We start from the raw sequence: 23096 nt of genomic DNA on the forward strand, positions 1-23096 counted from the left end.
ACGAGGAGCCGGAATGCAGACCATAAGCTGGCAGGATTTCGAGATGGTGGAGTTGCGGGTGGGCACCCTGGTGCGGGTCGAACCCTTTCCCGAGGCGCGCAAGCCCGCCTACAAGGTGTGGGCGGATTTTGGTCCCGAGCTCGGCGTGCGCAAGAGCAGTGCCCAGATAACGGATCTCTACCAGCCAGAGGAGCTGGTTGGCCGTCAGATCATCGCCGTGGTGAACTTCCCGACCAAACAGATTGGCCCCTTCCAGTCCGAATTTCTGCTGACCGGTTTCTACCGGGCGGATGGCGCCGTGGTGATGGCCATCCCGGAGCAGGCGGTGGAGAACGGTGCCAGGCTGGGGTAAACCGGTGCGAGACAGAGACAAAAGAGGCGACCCCGGGGTCGCCTTTTTCTCTTTGCATCCTGTTACTTCAGCAGGCTGAAGAGCAGTGCAGAAACCGCAAGGGAACCGGTCAGCAGGATGAAGCCGTTGGTCCAAGGGTGACGGAAGCGCGCCAGCGACTTCACCTTGTAGATGGCCACTACCGGCATGATGAAGAGGATCATGGCGATGACGGGGCCGGAGAGGGTCTCCATCAGGCCGAGGATGCCGGGGTTGACCACGGCCGCGCCCCAGATGGAGAAGAACATCAGGGCGATGCCCAGCTTGTCGGCCCTGGCCAGCGACAGGCCGGTGGGCTTGGCGATCAAGGTCTTGAGGCTTTCCCGCGCCCCCAGGAAGTGGCCGAGGAAGGAGGAGCTGATGGCGATGAAGGCGATGAGCGGCCCCAGGGTTACGATCACCGGGTTGTCGGTGATGTTGGCAAGATAGGAGAGCACGGAGACGTTCTGGGCCTTGGCCTGCGCCAGCTGGGCCGGGGTGAGGCTCAGCACGCAGGAGAAGACGAAGAAGAGCACGAAGCCCACCAGCATGATGGTGGTGTTGCGCAGGATCTGGCCGCTCTTGGCCTCGGCCTGCTCGCCATATTCCCGGCGCTGCACATTGGCAAAGCCCGAAATGGCGGCGGCGTGGCTGAAGGCGAACACGGTCACCGGCAGCGCCAGCCAGACGGTGTTGAGGAAGCTGCCGCCCTCAAATGCGCTCATCTGTGGCCACTGCCACTGAGGGATCAGATAGCAGGAGAGGGCCGCAAGTATGGCCGCCAGCGGGTAGACCATGAAGGCGAAGGCTCGCAGCATCGCCTTCTCCCCCGCCAGCATCACGGCGATCATGGCGAACACCAGCATGCCGGAGAGCATCACCCGATCCGGGGAGGCCATGCCGAGCTGGTTGACCATAAAGCTCTCCACCGTGTTGGTCAGTCCCACGCCGTAGATGAGCAGGATCGGGAAGATGGAGAGGAAGTAGAGCGTCGAGATGAGGCGACCGGCCATCTTGCCGAAGTGCTCCTCGGCCACATCGGTGAAATCTGCGTGGGGGCGGGAAGAGGACAGCACGAAGCGCGCCAGCCCGCGGTGGGCCAGGAAGGTCATGGGGCCGGCCAGCACGGCGACTATGATCAGGGGCCAGATCCCGCCCAGACCCAGGTTGATGGGCAGGAACAGAATGCCGGCACCGACGGCGGTACCAAACAGGCTGATGACCCAGTGGGTGTCGTGGCGGCGCCAGCTGTTGGCGGTGGCAAGGGTGGATTGGGAACCGGAGAGCTCCCGAGATGCCTCTGCAGATAAACTCATTGATAATTCACTTTTTGTTAGTGTTTTAATCTGAGCTTATTGTGGTTTATCGGGATTTAATTCTCAAAAAGCCGGGGTGAAACATATCACTACCATAATGGGCGAAAGCCAGTGAAATTGGGAATAGAATCGGGTTCGCGAAATTGAGTAAAACTGGAAATGTAAAAAATATCGGTATATAAATCCGAATTTTCATTCATAATTGATTTTTTGTCTCGGCTAACTGAGTGTTTTCGGAATTACATGAAAATCATGCCACTACGCCGGATTCGGTTGTGATGATTCACTATCATTCTCGCCGTTTGCCAGAGGATATCCCTACCCATTGTCGATATAGCCAGCGGATCACACCAAGCAAAGAGGCGGCCTGGTGGCCGCCTCTTTGCGCTGTCCGATGACATATCAACCAGGCTGCTGAACCAGGATCTTGTTCCAGGAGAGATCCGGATCCCCCATCACGATGAAGTCAGGGTTCTCCAGCGACTCCGTCTCGTTGTAACTGAGCGGTTGCAGCGTCAGGCTGAGGATGCGGCCACCGGCCGCCTCGACGATGCACTGGGCAGCAGCAGTATCCCACTCGCCGGTGGGACCGAGCCGCACGTAGCAATCGGCCGCCCCCTCCGCCACCAGGCAGGATTTGAGGGAGCTGGAGCCGAGCGGGATCAACTCGTAGTTGATGGCCGGGTTGAGGCGACGGGTCAGGTTTTCCAGTCTCTGGCGACGGCTGATGGCCACCACCAGCGAGTCGGGCTGATCGTGCTCGTGGTGCATGGCGCTGATGAGATGTACTTCGCCATCCACCTCCTTGAAGGCGCCATGGCCGCGTACCGCCCAGTAGAGTACGTCGGACTCGGGGGCATAGATGACGCCGAGCACGGGCACATTATCCCGTACCAGGGCGATCAGGGTGGCGAAGTCGCCACTGCCGGCGATGAACTCGCCGGTGCCGTCGAGGGGATCCACCAGCCAGTATTGCCGCCAGTTTGATCTCAGGCTGAAGGGGATGTCGGCGGCCTCCTCGGTCAGCACAGGCACATGGGGAGTGAGCGCCGACAGCGCCTGTTTGAGGTAGGCATCGGCAGCAAGGTCGGCACTGGTGACCGGGGTCGCATCCTCCTTCAGCTGACGCTCGAACTGACCGCCGTGATAGATTTCGTGAAGGATCCGCCCCGCTTCGCGGGCGATCTCCTTGACCCCTGGCACCCAGGCCAACAACTCCTGCATTTCGTTATCCTCTATCTTTATTGCCGATGCCCGCAAGCGGGCTAGTTTTCCTGCTCCGCCAGCCACTTGCGGGCCAGCAGCAGGGCGCAGATGCTGCGCGACTCGGTAAAGTCGGGGCGCGCCAGCAAATCGTCGATCCGGTTCAGCGGCCAGGGGATCACCTCGAGAGGCTCGGGCTCATCACCGATCCTCTGCTCGGGGAAGAGATCCCGGGCCAGCAGTATCTCCATCCGGCTGGAGAAGTAGCCCGGTGCCAGCGACACCTGTTTGAGGGGGATCAGGGTGCGGGCACCAAAGCCAGCCTCCTCCATCAATTCGCGGTTGCCCGCCTCCAGGGCGTCTTCGCCCGGGTCGATCAACCCCTTGGGAAAGCCGAGCTCGTAAGAGTGAGTGCCCGCCGCGTATTCGCGCACCAGCAGCAGGGTGTGGGCATCGAACAAGGGCACCACCATGACGGCACCCCGGTTGCCGCCGCGCATCCTCTCGTAGATCCGTTCTTCGCCATTGGTGAATTTCAGGTGCAGGGACTCCACCTTGAACAGGCGACTCTCGGCCACCAGCTCGGCCTTGAGGATCTCCGGCTTGGGTTTGTCGTGGTCCAGGATCTCGACACGGATGTGTTCGGGTTTGTTCTTGTGGTGGTTGCTCATCGACCGCGGGCTGCTCGTTAAAAAATCGTGCTTCAAGAGTAAACGACTCCCACCCCGAACACCACGGGACAAGGGCGCGAAAGGGGATGGAAAAATCGTTATACTACCCCCCGGTTTTTTTCATGACGCTCGCTTCAGGAGACCCCATGCCGACCCGACTGCCCTGGCACCAGATAGATACCGTTCTGCTCGATATGGATGGCACCCTGATCGATCTGCATTTCGACAACCACCTGTGGCAGCAGCTGGTCCCCGAGCGCTACGCCGAGCAGCACGGCTTGCCGCTGGCCGAGGCCAGGGAGCGGATAGACGCGCACTACCACGCCGTCAACGGCACTCTCAATTGGTACTGTGTCGATTACTGGAGCCAGACCCTGGGGTTGGATATTCGCGCCCTCAAGCAGGAGATCCTGGAGAAGATCCAGTGGCGGCCCCACGCCATCCCCTTTCTGGCCGAGCTGCGGGCGGCAGGCAAAAAACTGGTGCTGTTTACCAACGCCCATCCGGCCAGCCTGTCGGTCAAGGATGCGCGGCTCGGATTGGGGGAACATCTGGATCAACTGGTGAGCACCCATGAGCTGGGCTGGTCGAAGGAGAGTCAGCACTGCTGGCAGGCGCTGGCGCAGCGGCTGGCGTTTGACCCGGCCCGCACCTTGTTTGTCGATGACAGCGAGCGGATCCTGCGCGCCGCCGCCGACTACGGTATCGGTTTTCAGCTCGCCATCCAGAATCCGGACAGCCGCCAGCCCGAACAGCAGATCACCGCTTTCCCGGCAATCCGGGATTACGCCGAGCTGTTGCCGCTGGCAGTCTGAACGGACTAACACGACAGAGGGCTGCATGGTGCAGCCCTCTGTGTTTGGGAGACGGATGGGGAGAGTGTTTCACAGCTCCTTGAACGGGCGGCGCTTCTCCTCTTCGATGACGATGGCCTCCAGGTTGGCCACCCGCTCCTGCAGCTCCCTGATGACCTGATCCTGCTTGCCGAGGCGATCCGTGATGCGGGCATCCCCCATCTGGTAGCGGGCCCGCTTGCCGAGATAGCCAAACAGCACGCTGATAAACACGATCAGGACTATGCCTGTCCACATGGTCATGTCACGACTCCTTGTCGTCATTAACGGCGATCACTGAATGGGATCACCCCGTTTTCTCACAGTCACCAGTCCGTCGCAACGGGGCGCAGACTCCCTTTGTGATGGCGGTAGCAATAGATGCCTTATTGCCAGAGTGGCCTGCCGATCCAGAGCCCCCACAGGGTGATGTGCAGCAGCACGATAAACCAGAACACCAGCCGGTAGCTGCGCTTTTGGGTCTTGTGACGCAGCCACTGGCGGGCCACCAGGGCACCGGGCCAGCCACCGCACAGCTCCAGCAGATGGAGGCGGGATTCGGGAATGCGCCACTCGCCGCGCACCGCTTGGCGCTTGTCCCAGGCGTAGGCGGCCACGGTCAGCATACTCATTACCAGCAGCACCGCCAGCGGCCACCACTGTTGGCCGTCGAGACCGAGCCACAGGGCCGAGCCGAGCGGCAGCAGGGCCAGCGCCATCATTGGGCCAGCTCCCAGCAGCGCTCTTCGTCCTGCTCGAGGGTGCGGATCACCCGGGCCGGGTTGCCCACGGCCACCGAGTCGGCCGGAATGTCGCGGGTCACCACGGCGCCGGCTCCTATGATGGAGCGGGGACCTATGGTGACGCCGGGGCAGATGATGGCACCGCCCCCGATCCAGCAGTCATCGCCAATGTGTACCGGCTTGTTGTAGGCGGTCCAGTTGCGCCGCTCCAGGTAGTTCATGGTGTGGGTGGCGGTGTAGATCTGCACGTTGGGGGCCAGCAGCACATGGCTGCCGATATGCACTTCACCCACGTCGAGTATGGTGACGTTGAAATTGAAGAAGGTCTTCTCGCCGATGTGGATATTGCGGCCGAATTCACAGGTGAAGGGAGTGCTGATCCAGCAGGAGTCGGGGCAGTGACCGAACAGCTCGCGGCACAATCGCTGTCGCAGGGCCTCGTCGCCGGCCGAAGAGGCGTTGAGCTCGGCCAGCAGCGCCTGACCACGGATCCGGTCGTTCGCTATCTCCTGGCTCTGGCTATCGAGGGCGCCCCCCGCCAGAACCTTGTCCCAGTCGCTTGCCATGTTTACCTCCACAAGATGCAAGAGAGGCCAGTATACGTGACCGGCCGTAGGGCGTCAGGCTGTCACTTGCTGCAAGATCAGGTGCCGGGCCAGATGAGCGGCAGGATCAGCAGGGCTGAGATGAAGTAGGGGAGCAGCACCCGCAGCCCCAGCCTGCGACCGCCGATGCCGAGTGCCAGCAGCCCCTTCACCAGTGAGTTGACCAGCCCGGCGAGCAGGATGCCGCGGGCTGCCACCTCCAGCGCCAGCTCCTTGTGGGAGAGCTGGGAGAGGGAGAGGGTGATGGCGTCCACGTCGGTGATCCCCGAGACCAGTGCCAGCAGATAGACCCCGGAGTTGCCCACCTTGCTCTGCAGGAAAGTAGCCATGAAGCCGATGAGCGCCAGCAGCAGGCCGAACTTGATGGCGGTGGCGAGATCCAGCGGGTTGCTGGTCTGGGGCTGCACCGGGCCGTCGGTCAGCTCCTCGCGCTGGCGCCAGAACCAGAACGCGAAGCCGTAGACGGTGACCGCCAGCAGCAGCAGGGGGGCGGCGAGGCGCATCGCCAGCTCGTTGTGGATCAGCAGCACCAGCACCAGCAACCGCAGCCACATGGTGGCCCCCGCCAGCAGTATGCCGGTAGCCAGCAGCCGCTCCAGCCCGCCCTGCTCCTTGTTGAGGCGGGCAAACTGCAGGGTGAGGGCGGTGGAGGAGGCGAGCCCTGCCAGCATGCTGGTGAGCACCAGCCCGGCGCGGGTACCGAGCAGGCGCACCGCGAAGTGGCCGCAAAACGAGATGCCCGCGATGATCACCACCATCAGCCAGATCTTGAAGGGGTTGAAGGCATCGAGCGGCCCTATCTCCTCGTTGGGCAGCACCGGCAGCAGTACCAGGGTGATGAGCAAAAAGCGCAGGGTGGCGTGAAATTCGGTTTCGCTCAAAAACAGCATGCCCTGTTGGATCTTGCCCTTGAGCCCCATCAGCAGGGCCGCCAGTACGGCGCAGGCGACCGCCTCGCTCGGGCTCAGCAGCACCGACATCAGGCCCAGCAGATAGGTGAGCAGCATGGCTGCCGAGCTGGTGAGGCCGAACTCCCCCTGCCAGCGCTGGGCCAGCCAGACCGAGAGGCCGCAGCCAATCACCACCGCCAGCAGGCCAAGCAGCGGCAGCCAGGGGCCAAGGGTCGGCAGCAGCAGGGCACAGACCCCGCCGAGCAGGCCGATGAGGCCGTAGGTCCGCATCCCGGCGATGCGCTGGTTGTCCCCCAGCTGGCGTACCTGCCAGCCGCGCTCCAGCCCGATGATAAGACCGATGGCCAGCGACACCAGGGCGCCATTGACCGGTTCTGCATTGATCCACATAACGACCTCCTTTTCGCCTGTGTCTGCCTTGCTCCCATGATGGCACAGCCGGCTGACGGGCAGAGGGGTCTGGCTCACAGAGTGTACGAATGACGCCCTTTGGGGGATTTATATGAGTAAAAGAGATAAGCAAAGCGTTATTTCTTTCTTCTTGGCATAACTGCTTCGCGGCATGCTGTCCTTAACCCAACGATAAGGAGCATCACCATGACACTGCGAACGACCGCCCTGACAATCTTCTCTCTGCTGGCCTTCCAGGCGGGGGCCGCCGAGATCCGCCTGCTCAACGTTTCCTACGATCCGACCCGCGAGCTGTTTCAGGAGTACAACGCCGCCTTCGCCAAAGAGTGGAAGGCGAAAACCGGTGACGACGTGGTGGTGAGTCAGTCCCACGGTGGTTCCGGCAAGCAGGCCCGCGCCGTGGTGGACGGACTGGAAGCGGACGTCGTCTCGCTGGCACTGGCCTATGACGTCGATGCCATTGCCAAGACGGGGCTGATCGCCACCGACTGGCAGAGCCGCCTGGCCAACAACGCCGCCCCCTACACCTCCACCATCGTCTTCCTGGTGCGCAAGGGCAATCCCAAGCAGATCAAGGATTGGGGGGATCTGGTGCGCAAGGATGTGGCCATCGTAACCCCCAATCCCAAGACTTCCGGCGGGGCGCGCTGGAACTATCTGGCCGCCTGGGGCTATGCCCTGAAGCAGAGCGGCAGTGAAGAGGGGGCCAGGCAGTTCGTCGGCGATCTCTTCAAAAATGTGAAAGTGCTGGACTCCGGCGCCCGTGGCGCTACCACCAGCTTTATCGAACGGGGCCTTGGCGACGTGCTGCTGGCGTGGGAGAACGAAGCCCTGCTGGTGCTCGGCCAGGCCGGCAACCGCGACAAGTTCGAGCTGGTGGTGCCGTCGGTCTCCATCCTGGCCGAGCCACCGGTGGCGGTGGTGGACAAGGTGGCCAAGAAGCACGGCACAGAGGTGGTGGCCAAGGGCTACCTGAAGTACCTCTACTCCGACGAGGGGCAGCGGATCATCGCCAAGTATCACTATCGCCCCAGCAATCCGGCGATCCTCAAGGAGACGGCCGCCCAGTTCCCGAAACTGACCCTGTTTACCGTCAAGGAGCTGGAAGGGGATTGGAACAAGGCCCAGCAGAAGCACTTCGCCCAGGGTGGCCTGTTCGACCAGATCTACCAGCCGGGCCGCTGAGCTGCGCGTCCCCCATCACTCACTGGCCAGCGCGCCAACGGATAGGAGTAACAAGATGGACAAGATCCTCCTGGTTCCCGGTTTGCACGATAGCTGGCCGGATCACTGGCAGAGCCGCTGGCACCTGCACTTTCCCCACTGGCAGCGCATGAGGGGGTTGCCGTGGGACAAGCCGAACCTGACGGTCTGGAGCGCCAAGCTGGCGAGCAAGCTCAAAAGCCGTCGCGGCCGGGTGCACCTGGTGGCCCACTCCTTCGGCGCCCTGACCGCCATTGCCGCCGCCCGGCTGCAACCCCACAAGATCGCCTCCATCCTGCTGGTGGCGCCGGCCGATCCGACCCGTTTCGGCATTGCAGACGAGCGACTGACCGGCCCCCTGCTCGTGTCGGCCCAGATGGTGGCCAGCCGCAACGATCCCTGGATGAGTTTCGAACGGGCCGAACACTGGAGCCGGCAGTGGCAGGTGCCGCTGTTTGATGCCGGTGAGGCGGGTCATATCAACGCTCAGTCCGGTCACGGGGAGTGGCATCAGGGACTGCATCTGCTCGGCAACCTTCACCGTCGGGCCGAGATGGTGATCGAACCAGCTCCGGTGGCGTGGAAAGGGTGCCCGGCACTGGGGTTTCGCTGATGGTTGGATGACAACGGGGAGAGATGCCGACCGAGATGATAACTATCTGATTTTGTTCACTGGCTCAATTGCACAAGGCTCCGTTTTTCAGGTCTTTTGTTGATATGAAAGACCTTTTTTATCTGAGTTGCCCGCAACGCCCTGTTTTCACGCCGTTAGACAAAAAAGTGATTAGCAAAGGTGTTATTGGTGTTTGTGACGGGGAATGAGAGCCAGCAGAATCACTATGTCGAAATTAATTTATAATACATGGATTTGTTATGCGATTTGGTTCTTATTCTGTTCTGCCTGGCTTTGGCCAGACCCTCGGCTTCAGTCTGCTCTATCTGGGGTTGCTGGTACTGCTGCCCCTCTCGGCACTGGTGCTGTTTGCGCTGAATAACCTGACTGCTGCCGAGTTCTGGCAGGTGATAGGGTCGCCCCGGGTGCAGGCCTCTTTTCGCCTGAGTTTCGGGGCGGCGTTTGTCGCGGCGCTGCTCAACAGCCTGTTCGGCCTGATCCTGGCCTGGGTGCTGGTGCGTTACACCTTTCCCGGCCGCCGCCTGGTGGATGCGCTGATCGACCTGCCATTCGCCATGCCCACCGCCGTCTCCGGCATCGCCCTGTGTGCCATCTTCGCTCCCAATGGCTGGATCGGTCAGTGGGTTGCCCCGCTTGGCATCGAGCTTGCCTACAACCCGATTGGAGTGGTCATCGCTCTCACCTTTATCGGGCTTCCGTTCGTGGTGCGCACACTGCAGCCTGTGCTGCGGGAAGCCGAGACCGAACAGGAGGAGGCGGCCGCCAGCCTGGGTGCCGATCGCTGGCAGACCTTCCTGCGTGTGCTGTGGCCGACCCTGGTGCCGGCCCTGCTCACCGGTTTTGCGCTGGCGTTTGCCCGTGGCGTGGGGGAGTACGGCTCCGTCATCTTTATCGCCGGCAACCTGCCCATGGTCTCTGAAATCGCGCCCCTGATGATCATGAGCCACCTAGAGGAGTACGACTACGCCGGCGCCTCCGCCATCGCCGTGGTCATGCTGCTGCTCTCTTTTGTTTTATTGCTGCTTATCAATAAGTTGCAAGCCTGGAGCTGGGCCCGCATCGGAGGGAGCCGGATATGAATGCATCGACCATCGCCATGGATGTCGTCCCCGTGGTGACAGAGACCCAGCGCAAGGCGCCGCCGGTGATCCGCGAGCCGCAGTGGGTCAAGTGGCTGCTCATCACCCTGGGGTTGGGCTGGTTTGCCGCCCTGTTGCTGCTGCCGCTGGTGACCGTTTTTATCCAGGCGCTGAGCCCTGGCCTGGCATTTTTCTGGCAGGCCATCAGCGAGCCGGATGCCCTGAGCGCCCTTGGGCTGACCGCCCTGGTGACCCTGTTCGCCGTGCCTCTCAACCTGTTGTTCGGCCTCGCGGCCGCCTGGGCCATCGCCCGTTTCCGCTTCCCGGGCCGGCAGTTGCTCGTCACCCTCATCGATCTGCCGTTTTCGGTCTCGCCGGTGATTGCGGGCCTGATGCTGGTGCTGCTGTTTGGCAGCCACGGCTGGTTTGGCGACTGGCTCAGTGAGCACGACATCAAGGTCATCTTTGCTACCCCGGGCATCATTCTGGCCACCACCTTCATCACTGTGCCCTTCGTGGTGCGCGAGCTGTTGCCCCAGATGGAGGCGCGCGGCCCGGAAGAGGAGGAGGCCGCCATCATGCTGGGGGCGAGCGGATTGCAGATGTTCTGGCGGGTTACCCTGCCCGGGATTCGCTGGAGCCTGATGTACGGTGTGCTGCTCTGTACTGCCCGGGCGGTGGGGGAATTTGGCGCCGTCTCCGTGGTCTCCGGCCATATTCGCGGCCAGACCAACACCCTGCCGCTGCATATCGAGATCCTCTACAACGAGTACCAGACCGGCGCCGCCTTCGCGGTGGCAAGCCTGCTGGCGCTGTTCGGGATCTTCACCCTGCTGGGGGAAACCCTGCTGGCCCGGCTGCGTGGCCAACCCACCTACTCTCACTGATCACAGTTTCAAGGAGGCAGCCATGAGCATTCAGGTGCAAGGACTCAACAAGCATTTCAACCAGTACGCGGCACTGGCCGACATCAACCTCGATTTTCACGACGGTGAGCTGGTGGCCCTGCTGGGCCCCTCCGGCTGCGGCAAAACCACCTTGCTGCGGATCATCGCCGGGCTGGAGCAGGCCGACGCTGGCCGGATCATTATCCGCGGCGAGGATGCCTCGGCGCTGCACGTGCGCGAGCGCAACGTCGGCTTCGTGTTCCAGCACTACGCCCTGTTCCGCCACATGACGGTGTTCGAGAACGTGGCATTCGGCCTGCGGGTCAGGCCGCGCAACGAACGCCCGGGCGAGGTGGCCATTCGTGCCCGGGTCAGGGAGCTGCTGGATCTGGTGCAGCTCAGCCACGTGGCCGAGCGCTACCCGACCCAGCTCTCTGGTGGCCAGCGTCAGCGGGTCGCCCTGGCCCGTGCCCTGGCGGTGCAGCCCAGGGTGCTGTTGCTGGATGAGCCCTTCGGCGCCCTCGATGCCCAGGTGCGCAAGGAGCTGCGCCGCTGGTTGCGGGAGTTGCACGACGAGTTGCACGTCACCAGCCTGTTCGTCACCCACGATCAGGAGGAGGCGCTGGAGGTGGCGGATAGGGTGGTGCTGATGAACGCCGGCCGGGTCGAGCAGATCGGCACCCCGGCCGAGGTCTATGACCATCCCGCCAGCGCCTTCGTACACAGTTTCCTCGGCAGCGTGAACCAGTTCCGCGGCCGGGTGGCCGAACAGGGGTTCGGCATCGGTGAGCAGTTGCTCGGCGGCCCCTCGACCGCCCATCTGGCCCCGGGCAGTGCCGCCATCGCCTATGTGCGTCCCCACGAGCTGGAGATTCTGCCGGCACAGGCCAGCGGCGGTATCAGCGCCACCATCACCCGGCTGCTGCCCATGGGGCCGCGCATCCGAGTGGAGCTGCGTGGCGAGGGGGGCGTCCACTACGAGGTAGAACTTGGCAAGGAGGCGGCCAGCCATTTCACGCCGGACCAGGAGGTACGGCTGGTAGCCAGACAGGCGCAGTTCTACCCCGATTACCAGATTTGATGGGCTATCCAGGCTGGGTGCGAGTCATCGGCCTGCCCGCATCACCCACAACGCATGGCGGTGGACACCGCCGTGACTCGACGCAGGAGGCGATGAGTGAACTTTCAGCAGTTACGTATTATCCGAGAGGCGGCCCGGCGGGATTACAACCTGACCGAAGTGGCCAATGCCCTGTTTACCTCCCAGTCCGGAGTCAGCCGCCATATTCGCGAGCTGGAGGAGGAGCTGGGGGTGGAACTCTTTATCCGCTACGGCAAGCGGCTGCTCGGCATGACGGAGCCGGGCAAGGAGCTGCTGGTGATCGCCGAGCGCATCCTCGGGGATGCCGAGAACATCCGCAAACTGGCCAGTACCTTTGCCAACCGCGATTCCGGACGCCTGCTGGTGGCGACCACCCATACCCAGGCCCGTTACGCCCTGCCCCGGGTGGTGAAGGCGTTTCGCGAACAGTTTCCACTGGTACAGCTGGAGCTGCGTCAGGGAGGGCCGGAAGAGATAGTGCGGCTGGTGCAGACCGGCGAGGTGGACATCGGCATCAGCAGCGAGCAGCTCGACAGGAGCGAAGGGGTGGTGGCCTTTCCCTACTACCGCTGGCATCACAACATAGTGGTGCCGGAGCGCCATCCCCTCTCGCAAGAGTCCGAACTGACCCTGGCGGCGCTGGCCGATTGGCCCATCATCACCTATCAGGCGGGGCTGACCGGGCGGGTGCGGGTAGACGAAGCGTTCGCCGAGGCGGGGATCACGCCGCAGATCCTGCTGACAGCCCAGGATTCGGATGTCATCAAGACCTATGTCGAGCTGGAGATGGGGGTCGGCATACTGGCGGACATGGCGTTCGATGCCCGGCGCGATCACACCTTGGTGCAACTCGACGGCAGCCATCTGTTTGCGCCGCACACCGCCTGGATTGGCCTCAAGCAGGGGCAGTTCCAGCACAATTTCGCCTGGCAGTTTATCCAGCTCTGCAACCCCGAGCTGGCACTGGCCGACATCCAGGCCCGTGCCATGGGTGGCGAGCCCCAGATCGATTACCAGATCTGAGCCTGTCACCAGACCAAACGGGGAGCCACTGGCTCCCTGTTTTCATGTCGCGGTGAAACGATTAGTTCAACTCAATCCAGGCATCCTGCCAGTGAGAACCGGTGCCCGGCTCATACTGGGTCGCGTTGGCAGACCACTGGCTGCACCAGCCACTGTAGGGGAAGGGTTTGCACTGGTAGACCTTGCCGTTCTTGGGTTGCAGCACCCTGGTGCCGTCGGTGTAGGACTTGAGCCCCTCCGGAAAGGTGAAGTCATGAGCGCCGCCGGCAGCGGGATCCTTGAACATCAGATCCAGAGTCTGCTGGAGCGGGGTACCGCCATTTTTCGGGGTGCCCTTGATCACCAGCTGGTGGTGACCGGCACTCAGCCCTTCCAGAGTCATGGTGAAGCCCTGGCTGCTGTCCTTGATGTCGGCGCTGGACTGGCCTTTGGCAACGCCATCATGGTCATACAGGGTATTGGTGACGGTCAGATCGCCCTGGGCGGTGACGGTGAAAGCGAGGATCGCCTTGCCGTTGTCGAGCTGGTATTCGCTCGCCAGACCGCTGACGCTGATGTCGTTGCCAACCGGCGGCTGCAACTGCTCAAGCTGGATCTCGACCCGCTCCAGAGCGCTGCCCGCCTTGAGGTAGACGGGGTTCTGGCCGTAGACGGGGTTGAACTGGCCATCTGTCCCCTGCTGGCCGGCACGGATCAGGCTCTGCTCAGAGTTGATCTTGCCGGCCAGGGCGTGGGCCCAATTGTTCTTCTGGCCTTGCTCCGCGCTGGCGATGGTCAGCTCGGTCTGCAGATCGGTGCGCTCGCCGTGGGCATCGAATACCCGGGCTCTGGCCTTGTCGCCGGCCGCCAGATCGATGGAGGGGTAGATGGTGCCGCCCTGGTTCCACGCCAGCGGTGGCTGGGTGCCGCCCTTGAAGTTGGCATCGATCAGGTTGTAGAAGCTGTTGGCGGTATCACCCACTTCCCACACCCCGAGAATGATCTGGTAACCGGTGCGCTCCGGCAGGATGCACTGGTGGGTGACCTGCTTGGGCGGTTGCACCATGTTGCCGTCGATGACGCAGAAGGGGGTGAGCTCGAAGGCGTCGCGAGTCAGCGGCTGGTTCGGGTTCCAATCCTGTTTGGTCAGGTAGTAACGCCAGTTGCGGGTCACATGATTGGCGGTGAAGGTCCAGCTGATGGAAAAGGGGCCGGCCTGCACGTCGCGGCGGGTCCAGCGGTCGCTGGTCTGGGCGTTGAGCTCGCCAAACTGGGGATGGCCAGCGGCGGCAATCTGCCCATCTGCCGGGCCGCCGTCCGGGAAGCCGGAGGAGGCCTCCAGGCTCTGGGGTTCCCACTGCACGGCGCCACACTGGCTGTTGCCGCCGGTCTTGCACAGGGCGTTGCGCGATTCCGGCTGGCTGATGTAGCCGTGGGCCAGCACGCTGCCGCTGGCGAGCAGCGTCAGGGCGGCGGCGATGTGGTTGAATCGGATGGTTGCTGCCATACATTCCTCTGATCGGTCGATGTGGGCAGTCACGTTGGCAGGGGAATCCCCGGGCACACCTGAGTGTGGCAACCCCGCTATCCTGGACGAACGTCTTTAGACCGGAAGTTTTGCGTCCTGACTTTTCAGCCAGTTTGCCAAATGACTACAGAAAGGGTCATGGTGTCGCGTTTGGCGACAAAATCATCATGACTAATTTTGATTAAATTATTAAGTGTAAATCTTTACAGCTTGACCTTTCTGGAGTTGGTTTTTCACTCAACTATATGTTTTTAAATGTATAAATAATCAGCCTGGTCTTCTTAAGATCGCCAATCCTGTCGATAAGATGCGAAAATTTGGCATTTTTCATCAATAAAAAAATCCCCTGCCACCTTCGTGGTCAGGGGATAGGATGCGACAGTGCAAGACGGATCAGTGGGGAACCCGGGGGGATTCGCTCTGGCGCGGTGACGGCATCTGCATGGGCAACGGACTCTGTTCGCTGGTGTGGCCGAGTTTGAACACGGCGAGTCGTTCGTCCAGGCTGCGGGAGAGACCAGCCAGCAGCTCGCTCTCCTGAGCCAGCTGGGAGGCAGACTGCGACATCTCCAGCGCCGAGTCGTTGATGCCGCTGACGTTGCGGTTCATGTCTTCGGCCACCATGCTCTGCTGTTCGGCGGCGGTGGCGATCTGGGTTGCCATGTCGCTCACGTGCTGGATGTGGTTGACGATGAGGGAGAGATCCTGGCCTGCCTTCTCGGACTGGTTGACGCTGCTCTCCGCCAGCTTGCGGCTGGTGTCCATGGCGTCGGCCGCACTCACCGCCCGCTGTTGCAACTGGGCGATGGTGCCCTGGATCTCTTCGGTGGACTGGCGGGTACGGCTCGCCAGCTGGCGCACCTCGTCGGCGACCACGGCAAACCCGCGCCCCTGTTCGCCAGCCCGGGCAGCCTCGATGGCGGCATTGAGGGCCAACAGATTGGTCTGCTCCGAGATGGCGCTGATGACGGCGGTCACCTCGCCTATCTGCATCACCCCCTCCTTGAGCTGATTGACCTGCAGGGTGGCCTGCTCCACCTCGGTCGCCAGCGCCTGGATGCCGTGCACGCTGGCGTGTACGTCCTGATTGCCGAGGCCGGCTTCGCTGGTGGCATCCTGGGTATCGCGGGCGGTATTCTCGGCGTGACCCGCCACATCCGAGATGGTGGCGCTCATCTCGTTCATGGCGGTGGCAAGCTGGGCCAGCTGATCCCGCTGGCTGGTCACCGCCTGGTTGGTCTGCTCGGCGGAGGCCGCGATGCGCAGGGCGGCATCCGCCACGTTGCGGGCCCCCAGGCTTGCCTCGAGCAGGGCGTGGCGGATGGCATCCAGGCCCTGATTGGTGCAGTGCGCCACCATCCCCAGCTCATCCTTGCTCTCAACCGGGATGCTGACCACCAGATCCCCCTTGGCGACCCGCTGCATGGCGTGATTGATCCGGGTGAGAGGATTGACGATGGAGCGGCTGATGGCAAATCCCAGCAGGCCCATCAGCAGGATAGCCAGCAGGGTCGCGCCCCCCATCAACTCATACTGGGACCAGATGGTCGCTTCTATGTCTTGCAGCAGGATGCCGGAGCCCAGGATCCAGCCCCAGGGCTGGTAGCCGGCGACCAGCGACATCTTGCGGGCGGACTCGCCGGAAGGGGATGCCCAGAGATATTCCAGCCGACCCTGATGCCCCCCCTTGCCGAGATCCACCATGCGCTGCCAGTGGTCCTCCGTATGTGCTGCGCGCTGTTCCCCCATCTGCTGGCCGACCAGTTCCGGCTTGGCAGGGTGGACGATGATGTGGCGGGTCTCATCGATCACGAACAGGTAGTTGTCGCCATCGAAACGCATGCTGTTGAGCATGGCCCTGGCCTCGGCCTGTGCCTGGTCGGCAGGCAGGCTGGTGGCGAGGGCCTGGATCCGGCTCATGGCGAGATCCAGCACCGCCTGCAGCCGCGCCTCCCGTTCACTCATCAGGTTGCGATGCAGGGCACTGGCCGAGATCAGCAGCAGTGCGATAAAACCGGCCAGCGCCAGGGTGAGCAGCAGCATCAATTTGCGGCTCACGGCGATATCACCGAGCTTGAACATGGTATCTCCCTGATTTCCTTATGGGTCTGGCTGTGCTCAGCCACTCCCGTGCTCCAGATTATTTTGCAGTTAACATTTAATCAACTTTCAAAAGCTTGCCGCTAGCGAGAGCTAATTGAGTATTTCAACAACAGTATAGTCAGCAGACAGCTCTCCCCACTTTTTGGTAGCTTGTTTATGCGCATCCCGGCGCATTATTTGCCAACACATATGAATGAGATGGCATTTCACCAATAAGGAGTGGGCCCCGTGCGGGTGACCACATTAAAAAGAGGGAATTTATGAGTTCCATTGCCAGGAATTACTTCAACCAGCTCAATGCCGACTACCTGCAGGTACACAGGCGCAAGGAGGATCTCTTCTGGTCCACCTACATGGGCACCAGCGACGATCAGGCCGGCTTCACCGCCGCCGAGCAGGCTTACAAGGGCTTTTGTGCCAATCCGGCACGGTTGCCCGAGCTGCGCGAGATGCTCGCACTGGCACAAGAAGAAGATCTCAAGCGGGGGCTCAAGGGCTGGCTCGCCTTCTTCGAGTGCAACGTCATCGAAGATCCTGCTGCCGCCGTCCTGATGGATGAGCTGGTGGCTGCCGAGGCCGCGCTGTTTGCCCGCCGCAAGGGGTTGAAGCTGACCTTGCTGGACGAACAGGGCCGTCAGGTGGCAGGCAGCCTGCCCGCCGCCAGCACGGCGCTGGTCGCCAGCGCCGATGAAGCGGTACGCCAGAGCGCGCTCGCCATGTTTCACACCCTTGAGCAGTGGGTGGTCGACAACGGCTATCTGGAGATAGTCGCGCTGCGCAACCGCTTCGCCCGCGCCATGGGCTATCGCGACTACTTCGACTACAAGGTGCACAAGAACGAGCAGATGAGCCCGGAGCAGCTGTTCGCCATCCTCGACGATTTTATCGCCCGCACCGAACAGCGGCTGCACCAGAGCCTGGCCGAGCTGAAGGCGGCCAAGGGGGAGGAGGCCCTGCTGCCCCACAACCTGCGCTACAGCGTGAGCGGCGACGTGACCCGCCAGCTCGATCCTTACGTGCCGTTTTCCCGGGCGCTGAAGGATTGGGTCGAGAGCTTCCGCCGCCTCGGCATCCAGTATCGCGGCGCGACCCTCACTCTGGATCTGCTGACCCGGGAGGGGAAATACGAGAACGGCTTCTGCCACGGCCCGGTGCCGAGCTTCTGGCAGGAGGGGGAGTGGGTACCGGCGGTGGTGAATTTCACCAGCCTGGCCAACCCAGCTCAGGTGGGCAGCGGCTGGAGCGGGCTCAACACCCTGTTCCACGAGGGCGGCCACGCGGCCCACTTTGCCAACGTCACTGGCAACGCCCCCTGTTTCTCCCAGGAGTTTCCGCCCACCTCCATGGCCTATGCCGAGACCCAGTCCATGTTCTGCGACAGCCTGCTGGATGACGCGGACTGGCTCAAACGCTATGCCAGAAATGCGGCGGGGGAGGCGATCCCCGACGCGCTCATCAAGGCGATGATCGAGGCGCGCCAGCCGTTTCGTGCCTTCAACGAGCGCCAGATCGCGCTGGTGGCCTACTTCGAACGGGATCTCTACGCCATGGCCGATGGCGATCGCACCCCGGCCGCCGTGCTGGCGCTGGCCCGCCAGTGGGAACGCAAGATCCTGGGAGTAGAGAGCCCGCGCCCGCTCTTGGCCATTCCGCACCTGCTGAACCAGGAATCAGCCTGCGCCTATCACGGCTACCTGTTGGCGCTGATGGCGGTGGAGCAGACCCGCGCCTTTTTCCTCAAGCGCGACGGTTACCTCACCGACAACCCGCGCATCGGACCGGATCTGGCCGCCCACTACTGGGGGCCGGGCAACGGCAAGAGCCATGATGAGACGCTGCGCAGCCTCACCGGCGAGGGCTTTAGCGCGGCGCCGCTGGCCGAGGCGTGCAACCGGAGCGTGGCCGAGGCGTGGCAGCAGGCGCAGGAGTGTATGGATGCGGCACAGCAACGTCCGCCGGCGGGGGAAGGAATGCCGCTAGACGCTCACATCCGGGTGGTACACGGCGCCGAGCTCATCGCCGACAACAGCGAATCAGAGGCACGCATGCTGGCCGATTTCGAGGCTTGGATCCGCACCTTGTCCGGTCGCGACAGTACAGCACTGAGGCGTTGATAACCACGGTGATCCGTGTCAATGACCTCGCCAGCTTGGCGGGGTTATTTTATATTCGAATAAATCTCATTTGATAAAATGCTGCCTGGTTAGTTATGGGTAAAGCCTTATGCTGATAAAGATGCGCCATGCATACTATTTATATTGCTAATTGTGTCATTGACTAATTATTATACTTTGGCAAAATTATCGCTCTCGCCACCCCCGATGTGAATCGGGTTCGGAAAGCTACAGATCTCCTCCCGGAGATGGCTGTGCCGCATATGGAATATGGCACTGGTCATTGTTGATTATCCTCCTGCTCCTACCATATCCATAACATGGGTCGCTTTCGTCGACCGCGTCGTTGGTATCGACAATGATGAGAAATGCGTATGTCGCTTTTCCCATTCCGGTTGGTACTGAACATTGGCCCACTGGGCCGTCTCTGTTTTTGCCTGTGGAAAGAGGTAATCTCCCCATGACGAGCACAAGTGAACAACTCTGCCAGATATCCCTGTTGGGGGCGCCGGTGGAGCGAAACACCCAGTCTCTCGATGATTTGTCCCAGTGGCAGACAGCATTACAGCCGGTATTGCTGCTCAACTTGCCAAGTGAAGAGCAGGATCGGATCTTGCTGGCAATCCGTCGTGATCCTTCCCGTTATCTTTATCCGGTGTTTTGCGTAGAGAAGAGTCCGCTTTCGCCCATGCTGGCAGATGGTTTGGCGTCCCAGCTGGATGAGCGAGTTCCTGACATGCTGGAGCGGCTGGCACTGCTGACTCCGCGCGAACACCCCGATGACATGGAAAAGCTGGCCTGGTACAGCTGGCCCCGTGCCCATTTCCGTCTATTGCCCCGCTGGCAGGCGGGCTGTCGCCAGGGGTACAGCTATCCGTTGCTGGATTGTTTGCTGGGTGCCGATGCCGGGACATCCTTGCCGCAATTGGTCTCCGAACGATTGCTGCAGAGCGAACAACTGGTCGATCGGGTGCGCCTGTGCAACAGCTGCAACTCGGCCCACCTCAATTTTGTCGACGTGTGTCCGGAATGCTCCCATATCGCCATCCAGGCCAAGCCTGCGGTGCACTGCTTCACCTGCGGTCATGTGGATGATCAGGATGCCTTCATGCAACAAGGCGTGCTGCGTTGCCCCAAGTGCGTGACGACCCTGCGTCATATCGGGGTAGACTACGACAGGCCGCTGGAGAAGTACCGCTGCCTCTCCTGCCATGCCCGTTTCATGGAGGCGGCAGTACAGGCTCGATGCCACGAGTGTGGTCAGGCCCACAAGCCAGATGATCTGGTGGTATCTCCCATCTATGAGTACCGCATTGGCAAGCTGGCTCGCCATATTGCCCGCGAGGGTACCCAACAGTTGCATCTTCCCCTGACCTGGGGGGCGCCTATGGCCATGGATCACTTTCCCTGGCTGCTGCAATGGAGCAATCGTCTGCTGCAACGTCATGGTGGCAGCCATACCCTGCTGGCAATCCGGGTTGAACATCTTGCCGAACTGCGAGCCGAGTTGGGACTGTTGAAAACCCAGCAGCGACTGGGGGCCTTGCTGGCTCGTCTGCAGGCGCTGTTTCGGGATACCGATGTGGTTTGCCAGTATGCCGACGATCAGTTGTTACTGCTGTTGCCACACACCAATGTGGAGGATTGGCAGATTCTGCAGGGGCGGATCCTGGCGCTCAACAATGTCGAGGGTCTGGATGCCCTGACGCTGAATGTGAAGGTAGAGCCGTTGCCTACCACGCTGGGTGAAGATACCAGTCTATGGTTGAGTCGCTGGCTGGATGGGAGCCTCCAGGATGCCTGAGTGGATGAGTACGGTCCGTTACATCCTGACCGAGATCCTGGGCAGTCTGCAGTTTTCACCCAGGATGATCCTGTTGCTGCTACCCATGTTGCTGTTGATGGAAGTACCACTGATGGCGCTGACCCTGACCGGGATCCTAAAATGGTTTTCCCGTCAGGTACCCAAGGCGTCGGATCTGCCGCTATCACGCCGTTGTCCCAAAGTCTCCTGCATCATCACCTGCTACGGGGAGGGGGAGGCGATCCGCTCGACCATCCTGACCCTCAAGGAGCAGCTTTATCGTGGTCATCTGGAGATCATTGCGGTGATCGATGGTGCCAAGGCCAACGCCCATACCTATCAGGCAGCCTTGAACTGCGTCGCCGAGTTCCAGGGATGCGAGACGCGAACCCTGGTGCTGCTGCCCAAGTGGCAGCGTGGTGGGCGGGTATCGACCCTCAATGCCGGGTTGTCGGCGGCAACCGGTGAAATAGTCATGAATGCCGACGGGGACACCTCCTTCGACAACAACATGATCGACGAGATTGTGGCCTGTTTCGATGATCCGAACGTGCCGGCCGTCGGCGGGGCGCTGAGAGTGCGCAACTTGCGCGATGGCCTGATCACTCGCATGCAGGGGATCGAGTACATGATCTCCATGCAGGGGGGGAAGACGGGCCTGAGCGAATGGAACCTGATCAATAACATTTCCGGTGCGTTCGGGGCATTTCGCCGCGATTTTTTGCGCCAGATCGGCGGCTGGGATACCCACACGGCTGAAGATCTGGATCTGACGGTGAGGATCAAACATTACCTCAAGCGTCACCCCAATCTGAAGATAGGGTTTGCTCCCTGGGCCATAGGCCACACGGATGCCCCTGCGGATCTGATGACCTTGGCCAACCAGCGTCTGCGCTGGGATGGGGATCTGCTGTTTCTCTACCTGCGCAAGCACAAGTTGTCGCTGACTCCACGCATCCTGGGTTGGAAGACCTTTCTGTTTACCTTGATTTACGGCGTGGCGCAAAACGTAGTGCTGCCGCTGCTGGTGATGGGATACAGCTGGTGGCTGGTGCTCAGTTATCCGGGCCCGTTCGTGACAGCCCTGATGTTATGTCTCTATCTGGTCTATCTGTTTCTTACTCTGGTCAATTTTTTGGTGTTTCTGCTCGCCATCTCGGAGCGGCCCAAAGCAGATCTGTACATGCTGCCATGGTTGTTGCTGTACCCGGTCTATACCTTGCTGATGCGCTTGTGGTGCGCCGTGGCTCTACTCAATGAAATATTCCGGCGTGGTCATGAAGAGAGCAGCATGGCGCCCTGGTGGGTATTAAAACGAGGAAATAAATTCTGATGAAAGTCACATTCAATCCCCCCAAGAAGCAGGATGCTACCTCGGATGACGGGATCCGGGTGTTGTATGCCCCTGCCAAGCGCATCGCGTTCAAGGCTCGCTGGTATCTGATCTTGCTGCTGGCATTCAGCCCGGTCATCATCTTGCTCGGCTACCTTGGACGAGAGTGGTGGCTGACTCAGGCGCCAGCGATCATCACGACGGAACCTCAGCTGGTGGTGGCCAATGGTGATGGTTTCATTCGCAGCATTTATATGTCCCCCGGCCAATCCATCTCGCAAGGTGATGCATTGATGCGTTTCGAATCGCCGACCCTCAAGGCCAACATTGAAGGTCGCAAGGCTCGTCTGAAAGCGCTTGAGCTGGACAAGGGGAATGACGAACAGGCGATATTGAACAATCTGGACGAGCAGATCAGCATCGCCGAGCGGGGCACTCGTGAACAGGAGGGGATCTATCAGGAGTATGCTGGGTACAGGAAGGAAAAGCTGGTTTCCAGCGCTGAATATGCCAGCGCTTTGCTGAGCTGGACTCAATCTCGCATCGACCTGCAGAAGGCCAGGGCTGAAAAAACGCAGCAAGAGTTGCAGATCAAAGAGGATCACCTGACGGGACCGCTGGCCAGCGCCCGCCACCAGCTGGAGCAGGAGCTGACCGAGATGGAAGCCATTATGCGACAGCAACAGCCCCTGTCTCCGGCCACCGGCAAGGTGTCTGACGTGCTGGTGCAGGAAGGGGACTGGGTCTTCTCGGGCGCGCCTTTGGCGCTGATATCCAAACATATGGATCCCCTGGTCATTGCCTATGTGCAACCCAAGTACTTGACCTCGATGGAAACTGGACACAAAGCCACCGTCAAGTTGCCGAGTGGCGAGCGTTTGGCTGCACGGATTGCCAGACCGGTGGAGCTGGCGGACAAATTGCCAGCCCAGCTGGCTGCGCCGTTTGAAGGAGAGAAAGCGACCCTCAAGGTGGCTCTGGCGCTGGATGAGAAACTCCCTGCCAATCTGCAAGTTGAGGGGTTGCCAGTCACTGTCTTGTTCGATTGATGTCCTGTTCGAAAAAGGCATTAAAGAGCCAGTAAAAGAGCAAAGTAGAATACGAACGGGGCCATTGAGCCCCGTTTGCGTATCATGAATATTGTCACGTTGCCGGGTCTGTTCGACTCGCGTTGAAGATACTGCCGTTTTGAGAGGCAAGAGGCCGGCAAGTTGAAGCTGTCTCTGTCGTTCAGAGGTTCTGAT

The 23096-nt window shown here is 61.2% G+C and carries 21 protein-coding genes and 1 riboswitch; of the genes, 12 read left to right on the top strand and 9 right to left on the bottom strand.

Going from position 1 to position 23096, the window contains the following annotated elements; all coding sequences use genetic code 11:
- Positions 1–13: 13 nt before the first annotated feature.
- Positions 14–352, top strand: coding sequence for a tRNA-binding protein (locus ACB034_RS14150; RefSeq protein WP_026457224.1), 339 nt, complete (start codon positions 14–16; stop codon positions 350–352).
- A gap of 62 nt (positions 353–414) precedes the next feature.
- Here ACB034_RS14150 and ACB034_RS14155 read toward each other — a convergent pair whose 3' ends face one another.
- From ACB034_RS14155 to nudE, 3 genes are all read right to left on the bottom strand, one after another.
- Positions 415–1686 (bottom strand): aromatic amino acid transport family protein, encoded by a 1272-nt coding sequence (locus ACB034_RS14155; protein ID WP_371173086.1) that lies wholly within the window; start codon positions 1684–1686, stop codon positions 415–417.
- A 402-nt stretch (positions 1687–2088) separates the two neighbouring features.
- Positions 2089–2910: a 3'(2'),5'-bisphosphate nucleotidase CysQ gene (gene cysQ / locus ACB034_RS14160; RefSeq protein WP_371173087.1), complete on the bottom strand. Its 822-nt coding sequence runs from the start codon at positions 2908–2910 to the stop codon at positions 2089–2091.
- A 41-nt stretch (positions 2911–2951) separates the two neighbouring features.
- Positions 2952–3560 (bottom strand): ADP compounds hydrolase NudE, encoded by a 609-nt coding sequence (gene nudE, locus ACB034_RS14165; RefSeq protein ID WP_026457221.1) that lies wholly within the window; start codon positions 3558–3560, stop codon positions 2952–2954.
- Between the two features lie 146 nt (positions 3561–3706).
- On the opposite strand from nudE, the gene yrfG reads away from it, so the two are divergent.
- Complete coding sequence (yrfG, locus tag ACB034_RS14170) at positions 3707–4375, top strand: GMP/IMP nucleotidase (protein ID WP_223379825.1); 669 nt, start codon at positions 3707–3709, stop codon at positions 4373–4375.
- 69 nt (positions 4376–4444) lie between these two features.
- On the opposite strand, the gene ACB034_RS14175 is transcribed toward yrfG, so the two are convergent.
- The 4 genes from ACB034_RS14175 to ACB034_RS14190 all read right to left on the bottom strand — a co-directional run bounded on the left by ACB034_RS14175 (position 4445) and on the right by ACB034_RS14190 (position 7042).
- Complete coding sequence (locus ACB034_RS14175; protein ID WP_026458093.1) at positions 4445–4657, bottom strand: hypothetical protein; 213 nt, start codon at positions 4655–4657, stop codon at positions 4445–4447.
- A gap of 122 nt (positions 4658–4779) precedes the next feature.
- Positions 4780–5115: a DUF1294 domain-containing protein gene (locus tag ACB034_RS14180; RefSeq protein WP_026458094.1), complete on the bottom strand. Its 336-nt coding sequence runs from the start codon at positions 5113–5115 to the stop codon at positions 4780–4782.
- Positions 5112–5702, bottom strand: a complete 591-nt coding sequence (locus tag ACB034_RS14185) for a sugar O-acetyltransferase (protein ID WP_061476502.1) — start codon at positions 5700–5702, stop codon at positions 5112–5114. Before ACB034_RS14185 ends, ACB034_RS14180 begins: the two co-directional genes overlap by 4 nt.
- A gap of 77 nt (positions 5703–5779) precedes the next feature.
- Positions 5780–7042 carry an MgtC/SapB family protein gene (locus ACB034_RS14190; protein ID WP_026458095.1) on the bottom strand — a complete coding sequence of 421 codons (1263 nt, stop codon included), beginning with the start codon at positions 7040–7042 and terminating at the stop codon, positions 5780–5782.
- 207 nt (positions 7043–7249) lie between these two features.
- On the opposite strand from ACB034_RS14190, the gene ACB034_RS14195 reads away from it, so the two are divergent.
- From ACB034_RS14195 to cbl, 6 genes are all read left to right on the top strand, one after another.
- Positions 7250–8248: a sulfate ABC transporter substrate-binding protein gene (locus ACB034_RS14195; RefSeq protein ID WP_371173088.1), complete on the top strand. Its 999-nt coding sequence runs from the start codon at positions 7250–7252 to the stop codon at positions 8246–8248.
- Between the two features lie 55 nt (positions 8249–8303).
- Positions 8304–8879 carry an RBBP9/YdeN family alpha/beta hydrolase gene (locus tag ACB034_RS14200; RefSeq protein ID WP_371173089.1) on the top strand — a complete coding sequence of 192 codons (576 nt, stop codon included), beginning with the start codon at positions 8304–8306 and terminating at the stop codon, positions 8877–8879.
- 260 nt (positions 8880–9139) lie between these two features.
- Positions 9140–9979, top strand: coding sequence for a sulfate ABC transporter permease subunit CysT (gene cysT, locus ACB034_RS14205; RefSeq protein ID WP_371173090.1), 840 nt, complete (start codon positions 9140–9142; stop codon positions 9977–9979).
- The gene (gene cysW, locus ACB034_RS14210) at positions 9976–10866 is read left to right on the top strand and encodes a sulfate ABC transporter permease subunit CysW (protein WP_371173091.1); all 891 of its coding nucleotides are present in this window, start codon (positions 9976–9978) and stop codon (positions 10864–10866) included. Before cysT ends, cysW begins: the two co-directional genes overlap by 4 nt.
- Before the next feature lie 22 nt (positions 10867–10888).
- Entirely contained in the window at positions 10889–11947 is a 1059-nt protein-coding gene (locus ACB034_RS14215) for a sulfate/molybdate ABC transporter ATP-binding protein (RefSeq protein ID WP_371173092.1), read from the top strand.
- Positions 11948–12043: 96 nt separating this feature from the next.
- On the top strand, positions 12044–12991 hold the full coding sequence (cbl, locus tag ACB034_RS14220) for an HTH-type transcriptional regulator Cbl (RefSeq protein WP_224210939.1): 948 nt from the start codon (positions 12044–12046) through the stop codon (positions 12989–12991).
- A 61-nt stretch (positions 12992–13052) separates the two neighbouring features.
- Here cbl and gbpA read toward each other — a convergent pair whose 3' ends face one another.
- Together gbpA and ACB034_RS14230 are read right to left on the bottom strand one after the other, a co-directional pair.
- On the bottom strand, positions 13053–14477 hold the full coding sequence (gene gbpA, locus ACB034_RS14225; RefSeq protein WP_371173093.1) for an N-acetylglucosamine-binding protein GbpA: 1425 nt from the start codon (positions 14475–14477) through the stop codon (positions 13053–13055).
- Positions 14478–14541: 64 nt separating this feature from the next.
- Positions 14542–14626: riboswitch (cyclic di-GMP riboswitch) on the bottom strand.
- A gap of 265 nt (positions 14627–14891) precedes the next feature.
- On the bottom strand, positions 14892–16580 hold the full coding sequence (locus tag ACB034_RS14230; RefSeq protein WP_371173094.1) for a methyl-accepting chemotaxis protein: 1689 nt from the start codon (positions 16578–16580) through the stop codon (positions 14892–14894).
- Positions 16581–16861: 281 nt separating this feature from the next.
- On the opposite strand from ACB034_RS14230, the gene ACB034_RS14235 reads away from it, so the two are divergent.
- The 4 genes from ACB034_RS14235 (at position 16862) to ACB034_RS14250 (ending at position 22901) form a co-directional block, all read left to right on the top strand.
- Positions 16862–18715, top strand: coding sequence for a M3 family metallopeptidase (locus tag ACB034_RS14235; protein WP_371173095.1), 1854 nt, complete (start codon positions 16862–16864; stop codon positions 18713–18715).
- A 460-nt stretch (positions 18716–19175) separates the two neighbouring features.
- Positions 19176–20519 (top strand): diguanylate cyclase domain-containing protein, encoded by a 1344-nt coding sequence (locus ACB034_RS14240; RefSeq protein WP_342013311.1) that lies wholly within the window; start codon positions 19176–19178, stop codon positions 20517–20519.
- Complete coding sequence (locus ACB034_RS14245) at positions 20512–21852, top strand: glycosyltransferase (RefSeq protein ID WP_342010932.1); 1341 nt, start codon at positions 20512–20514, stop codon at positions 21850–21852. Before ACB034_RS14240 ends, ACB034_RS14245 begins: the two co-directional genes overlap by 8 nt.
- Complete coding sequence (locus ACB034_RS14250; RefSeq protein WP_342010931.1) at positions 21852–22901, top strand: HlyD family efflux transporter periplasmic adaptor subunit; 1050 nt, start codon at positions 21852–21854, stop codon at positions 22899–22901. Before ACB034_RS14245 ends, ACB034_RS14250 begins: the two co-directional genes overlap by 1 nt.
- Positions 22902–23096 lie beyond the last annotated feature (195 nt).

The sequence above is a fragment of the Aeromonas sp. S18(2024) genome (genome assembly GCF_041402525.1).
GTDB lineage: Bacteria > Pseudomonadota > Gammaproteobacteria > Enterobacterales > Aeromonadaceae > Aeromonas > Aeromonas enteropelogenes.

What these genes read in the sequence shown, in the direction of transcription:
- ACB034_RS14215 (WP_371173092.1), top strand. Translation starts at nt 10,889, where the DNA reads ATGAGCATTCAGGTGCAAGGACTCAACAAGCATTTCAACCAGTACGCG.
- cysQ (WP_371173087.1), bottom strand. Translation starts at nt 2,910, where the DNA reads ATGCAGGAGTTGTTGGCCTGGGTGCCAGGGGTCAAGGAGATCGCCCGC.
- ACB034_RS14155 (WP_371173086.1), bottom strand. Translation starts at nt 1,686, where the DNA reads ATGAGTTTATCTGCAGAGGCATCTCGGGAGCTCTCCGGTTCCCAATCC.
- ACB034_RS14240 (WP_342013311.1), top strand. Translation starts at nt 19,176, where the DNA reads ATGACGAGCACAAGTGAACAACTCTGCCAGATATCCCTGTTGGGGGCG.
- cysW (WP_371173091.1), top strand. Translation starts at nt 9,976, where the DNA reads ATGAATGCATCGACCATCGCCATGGATGTCGTCCCCGTGGTGACAGAG.
- nudE (WP_026457221.1), bottom strand. Translation starts at nt 3,560, where the DNA reads ATGAGCAACCACCACAAGAACAAACCCGAACACATCCGTGTCGAGATC.
- ACB034_RS14245 (WP_342010932.1), top strand. Translation starts at nt 20,512, where the DNA reads ATGCCTGAGTGGATGAGTACGGTCCGTTACATCCTGACCGAGATCCTG.
- ACB034_RS14230 (WP_371173094.1), bottom strand. Translation starts at nt 16,580, where the DNA reads ATGTTCAAGCTCGGTGATATCGCCGTGAGCCGCAAATTGATGCTGCTG.
- ACB034_RS14190 (WP_026458095.1), bottom strand. Translation starts at nt 7,042, where the DNA reads ATGTGGATCAATGCAGAACCGGTCAATGGCGCCCTGGTGTCGCTGGCC.
- ACB034_RS14185 (WP_061476502.1), bottom strand. Translation starts at nt 5,702, where the DNA reads ATGGCAAGCGACTGGGACAAGGTTCTGGCGGGGGGCGCCCTCGATAGC.
- ACB034_RS14250 (WP_342010931.1), top strand. Translation starts at nt 21,852, where the DNA reads ATGAAAGTCACATTCAATCCCCCCAAGAAGCAGGATGCTACCTCGGAT.
- ACB034_RS14235 (WP_371173095.1), top strand. Translation starts at nt 16,862, where the DNA reads ATGAGTTCCATTGCCAGGAATTACTTCAACCAGCTCAATGCCGACTAC.
- ACB034_RS14180 (WP_026458094.1), bottom strand. Translation starts at nt 5,115, where the DNA reads ATGATGGCGCTGGCCCTGCTGCCGCTCGGCTCGGCCCTGTGGCTCGGT.
- gbpA (WP_371173093.1), bottom strand. Translation starts at nt 14,477, where the DNA reads ATGGCAGCAACCATCCGATTCAACCACATCGCCGCCGCCCTGACGCTG.
- cysT (WP_371173090.1), top strand. Translation starts at nt 9,140, where the DNA reads ATGCGATTTGGTTCTTATTCTGTTCTGCCTGGCTTTGGCCAGACCCTC.
- ACB034_RS14200 (WP_371173089.1), top strand. Translation starts at nt 8,304, where the DNA reads ATGGACAAGATCCTCCTGGTTCCCGGTTTGCACGATAGCTGGCCGGAT.
- ACB034_RS14195 (WP_371173088.1), top strand. Translation starts at nt 7,250, where the DNA reads ATGACACTGCGAACGACCGCCCTGACAATCTTCTCTCTGCTGGCCTTC.
- yrfG (WP_223379825.1), top strand. Translation starts at nt 3,707, where the DNA reads ATGCCGACCCGACTGCCCTGGCACCAGATAGATACCGTTCTGCTCGAT.
- ACB034_RS14175 (WP_026458093.1), bottom strand. Translation starts at nt 4,657, where the DNA reads ATGACCATGTGGACAGGCATAGTCCTGATCGTGTTTATCAGCGTGCTG.
- ACB034_RS14150 (WP_026457224.1), top strand. Translation starts at nt 14, where the DNA reads ATGCAGACCATAAGCTGGCAGGATTTCGAGATGGTGGAGTTGCGGGTG.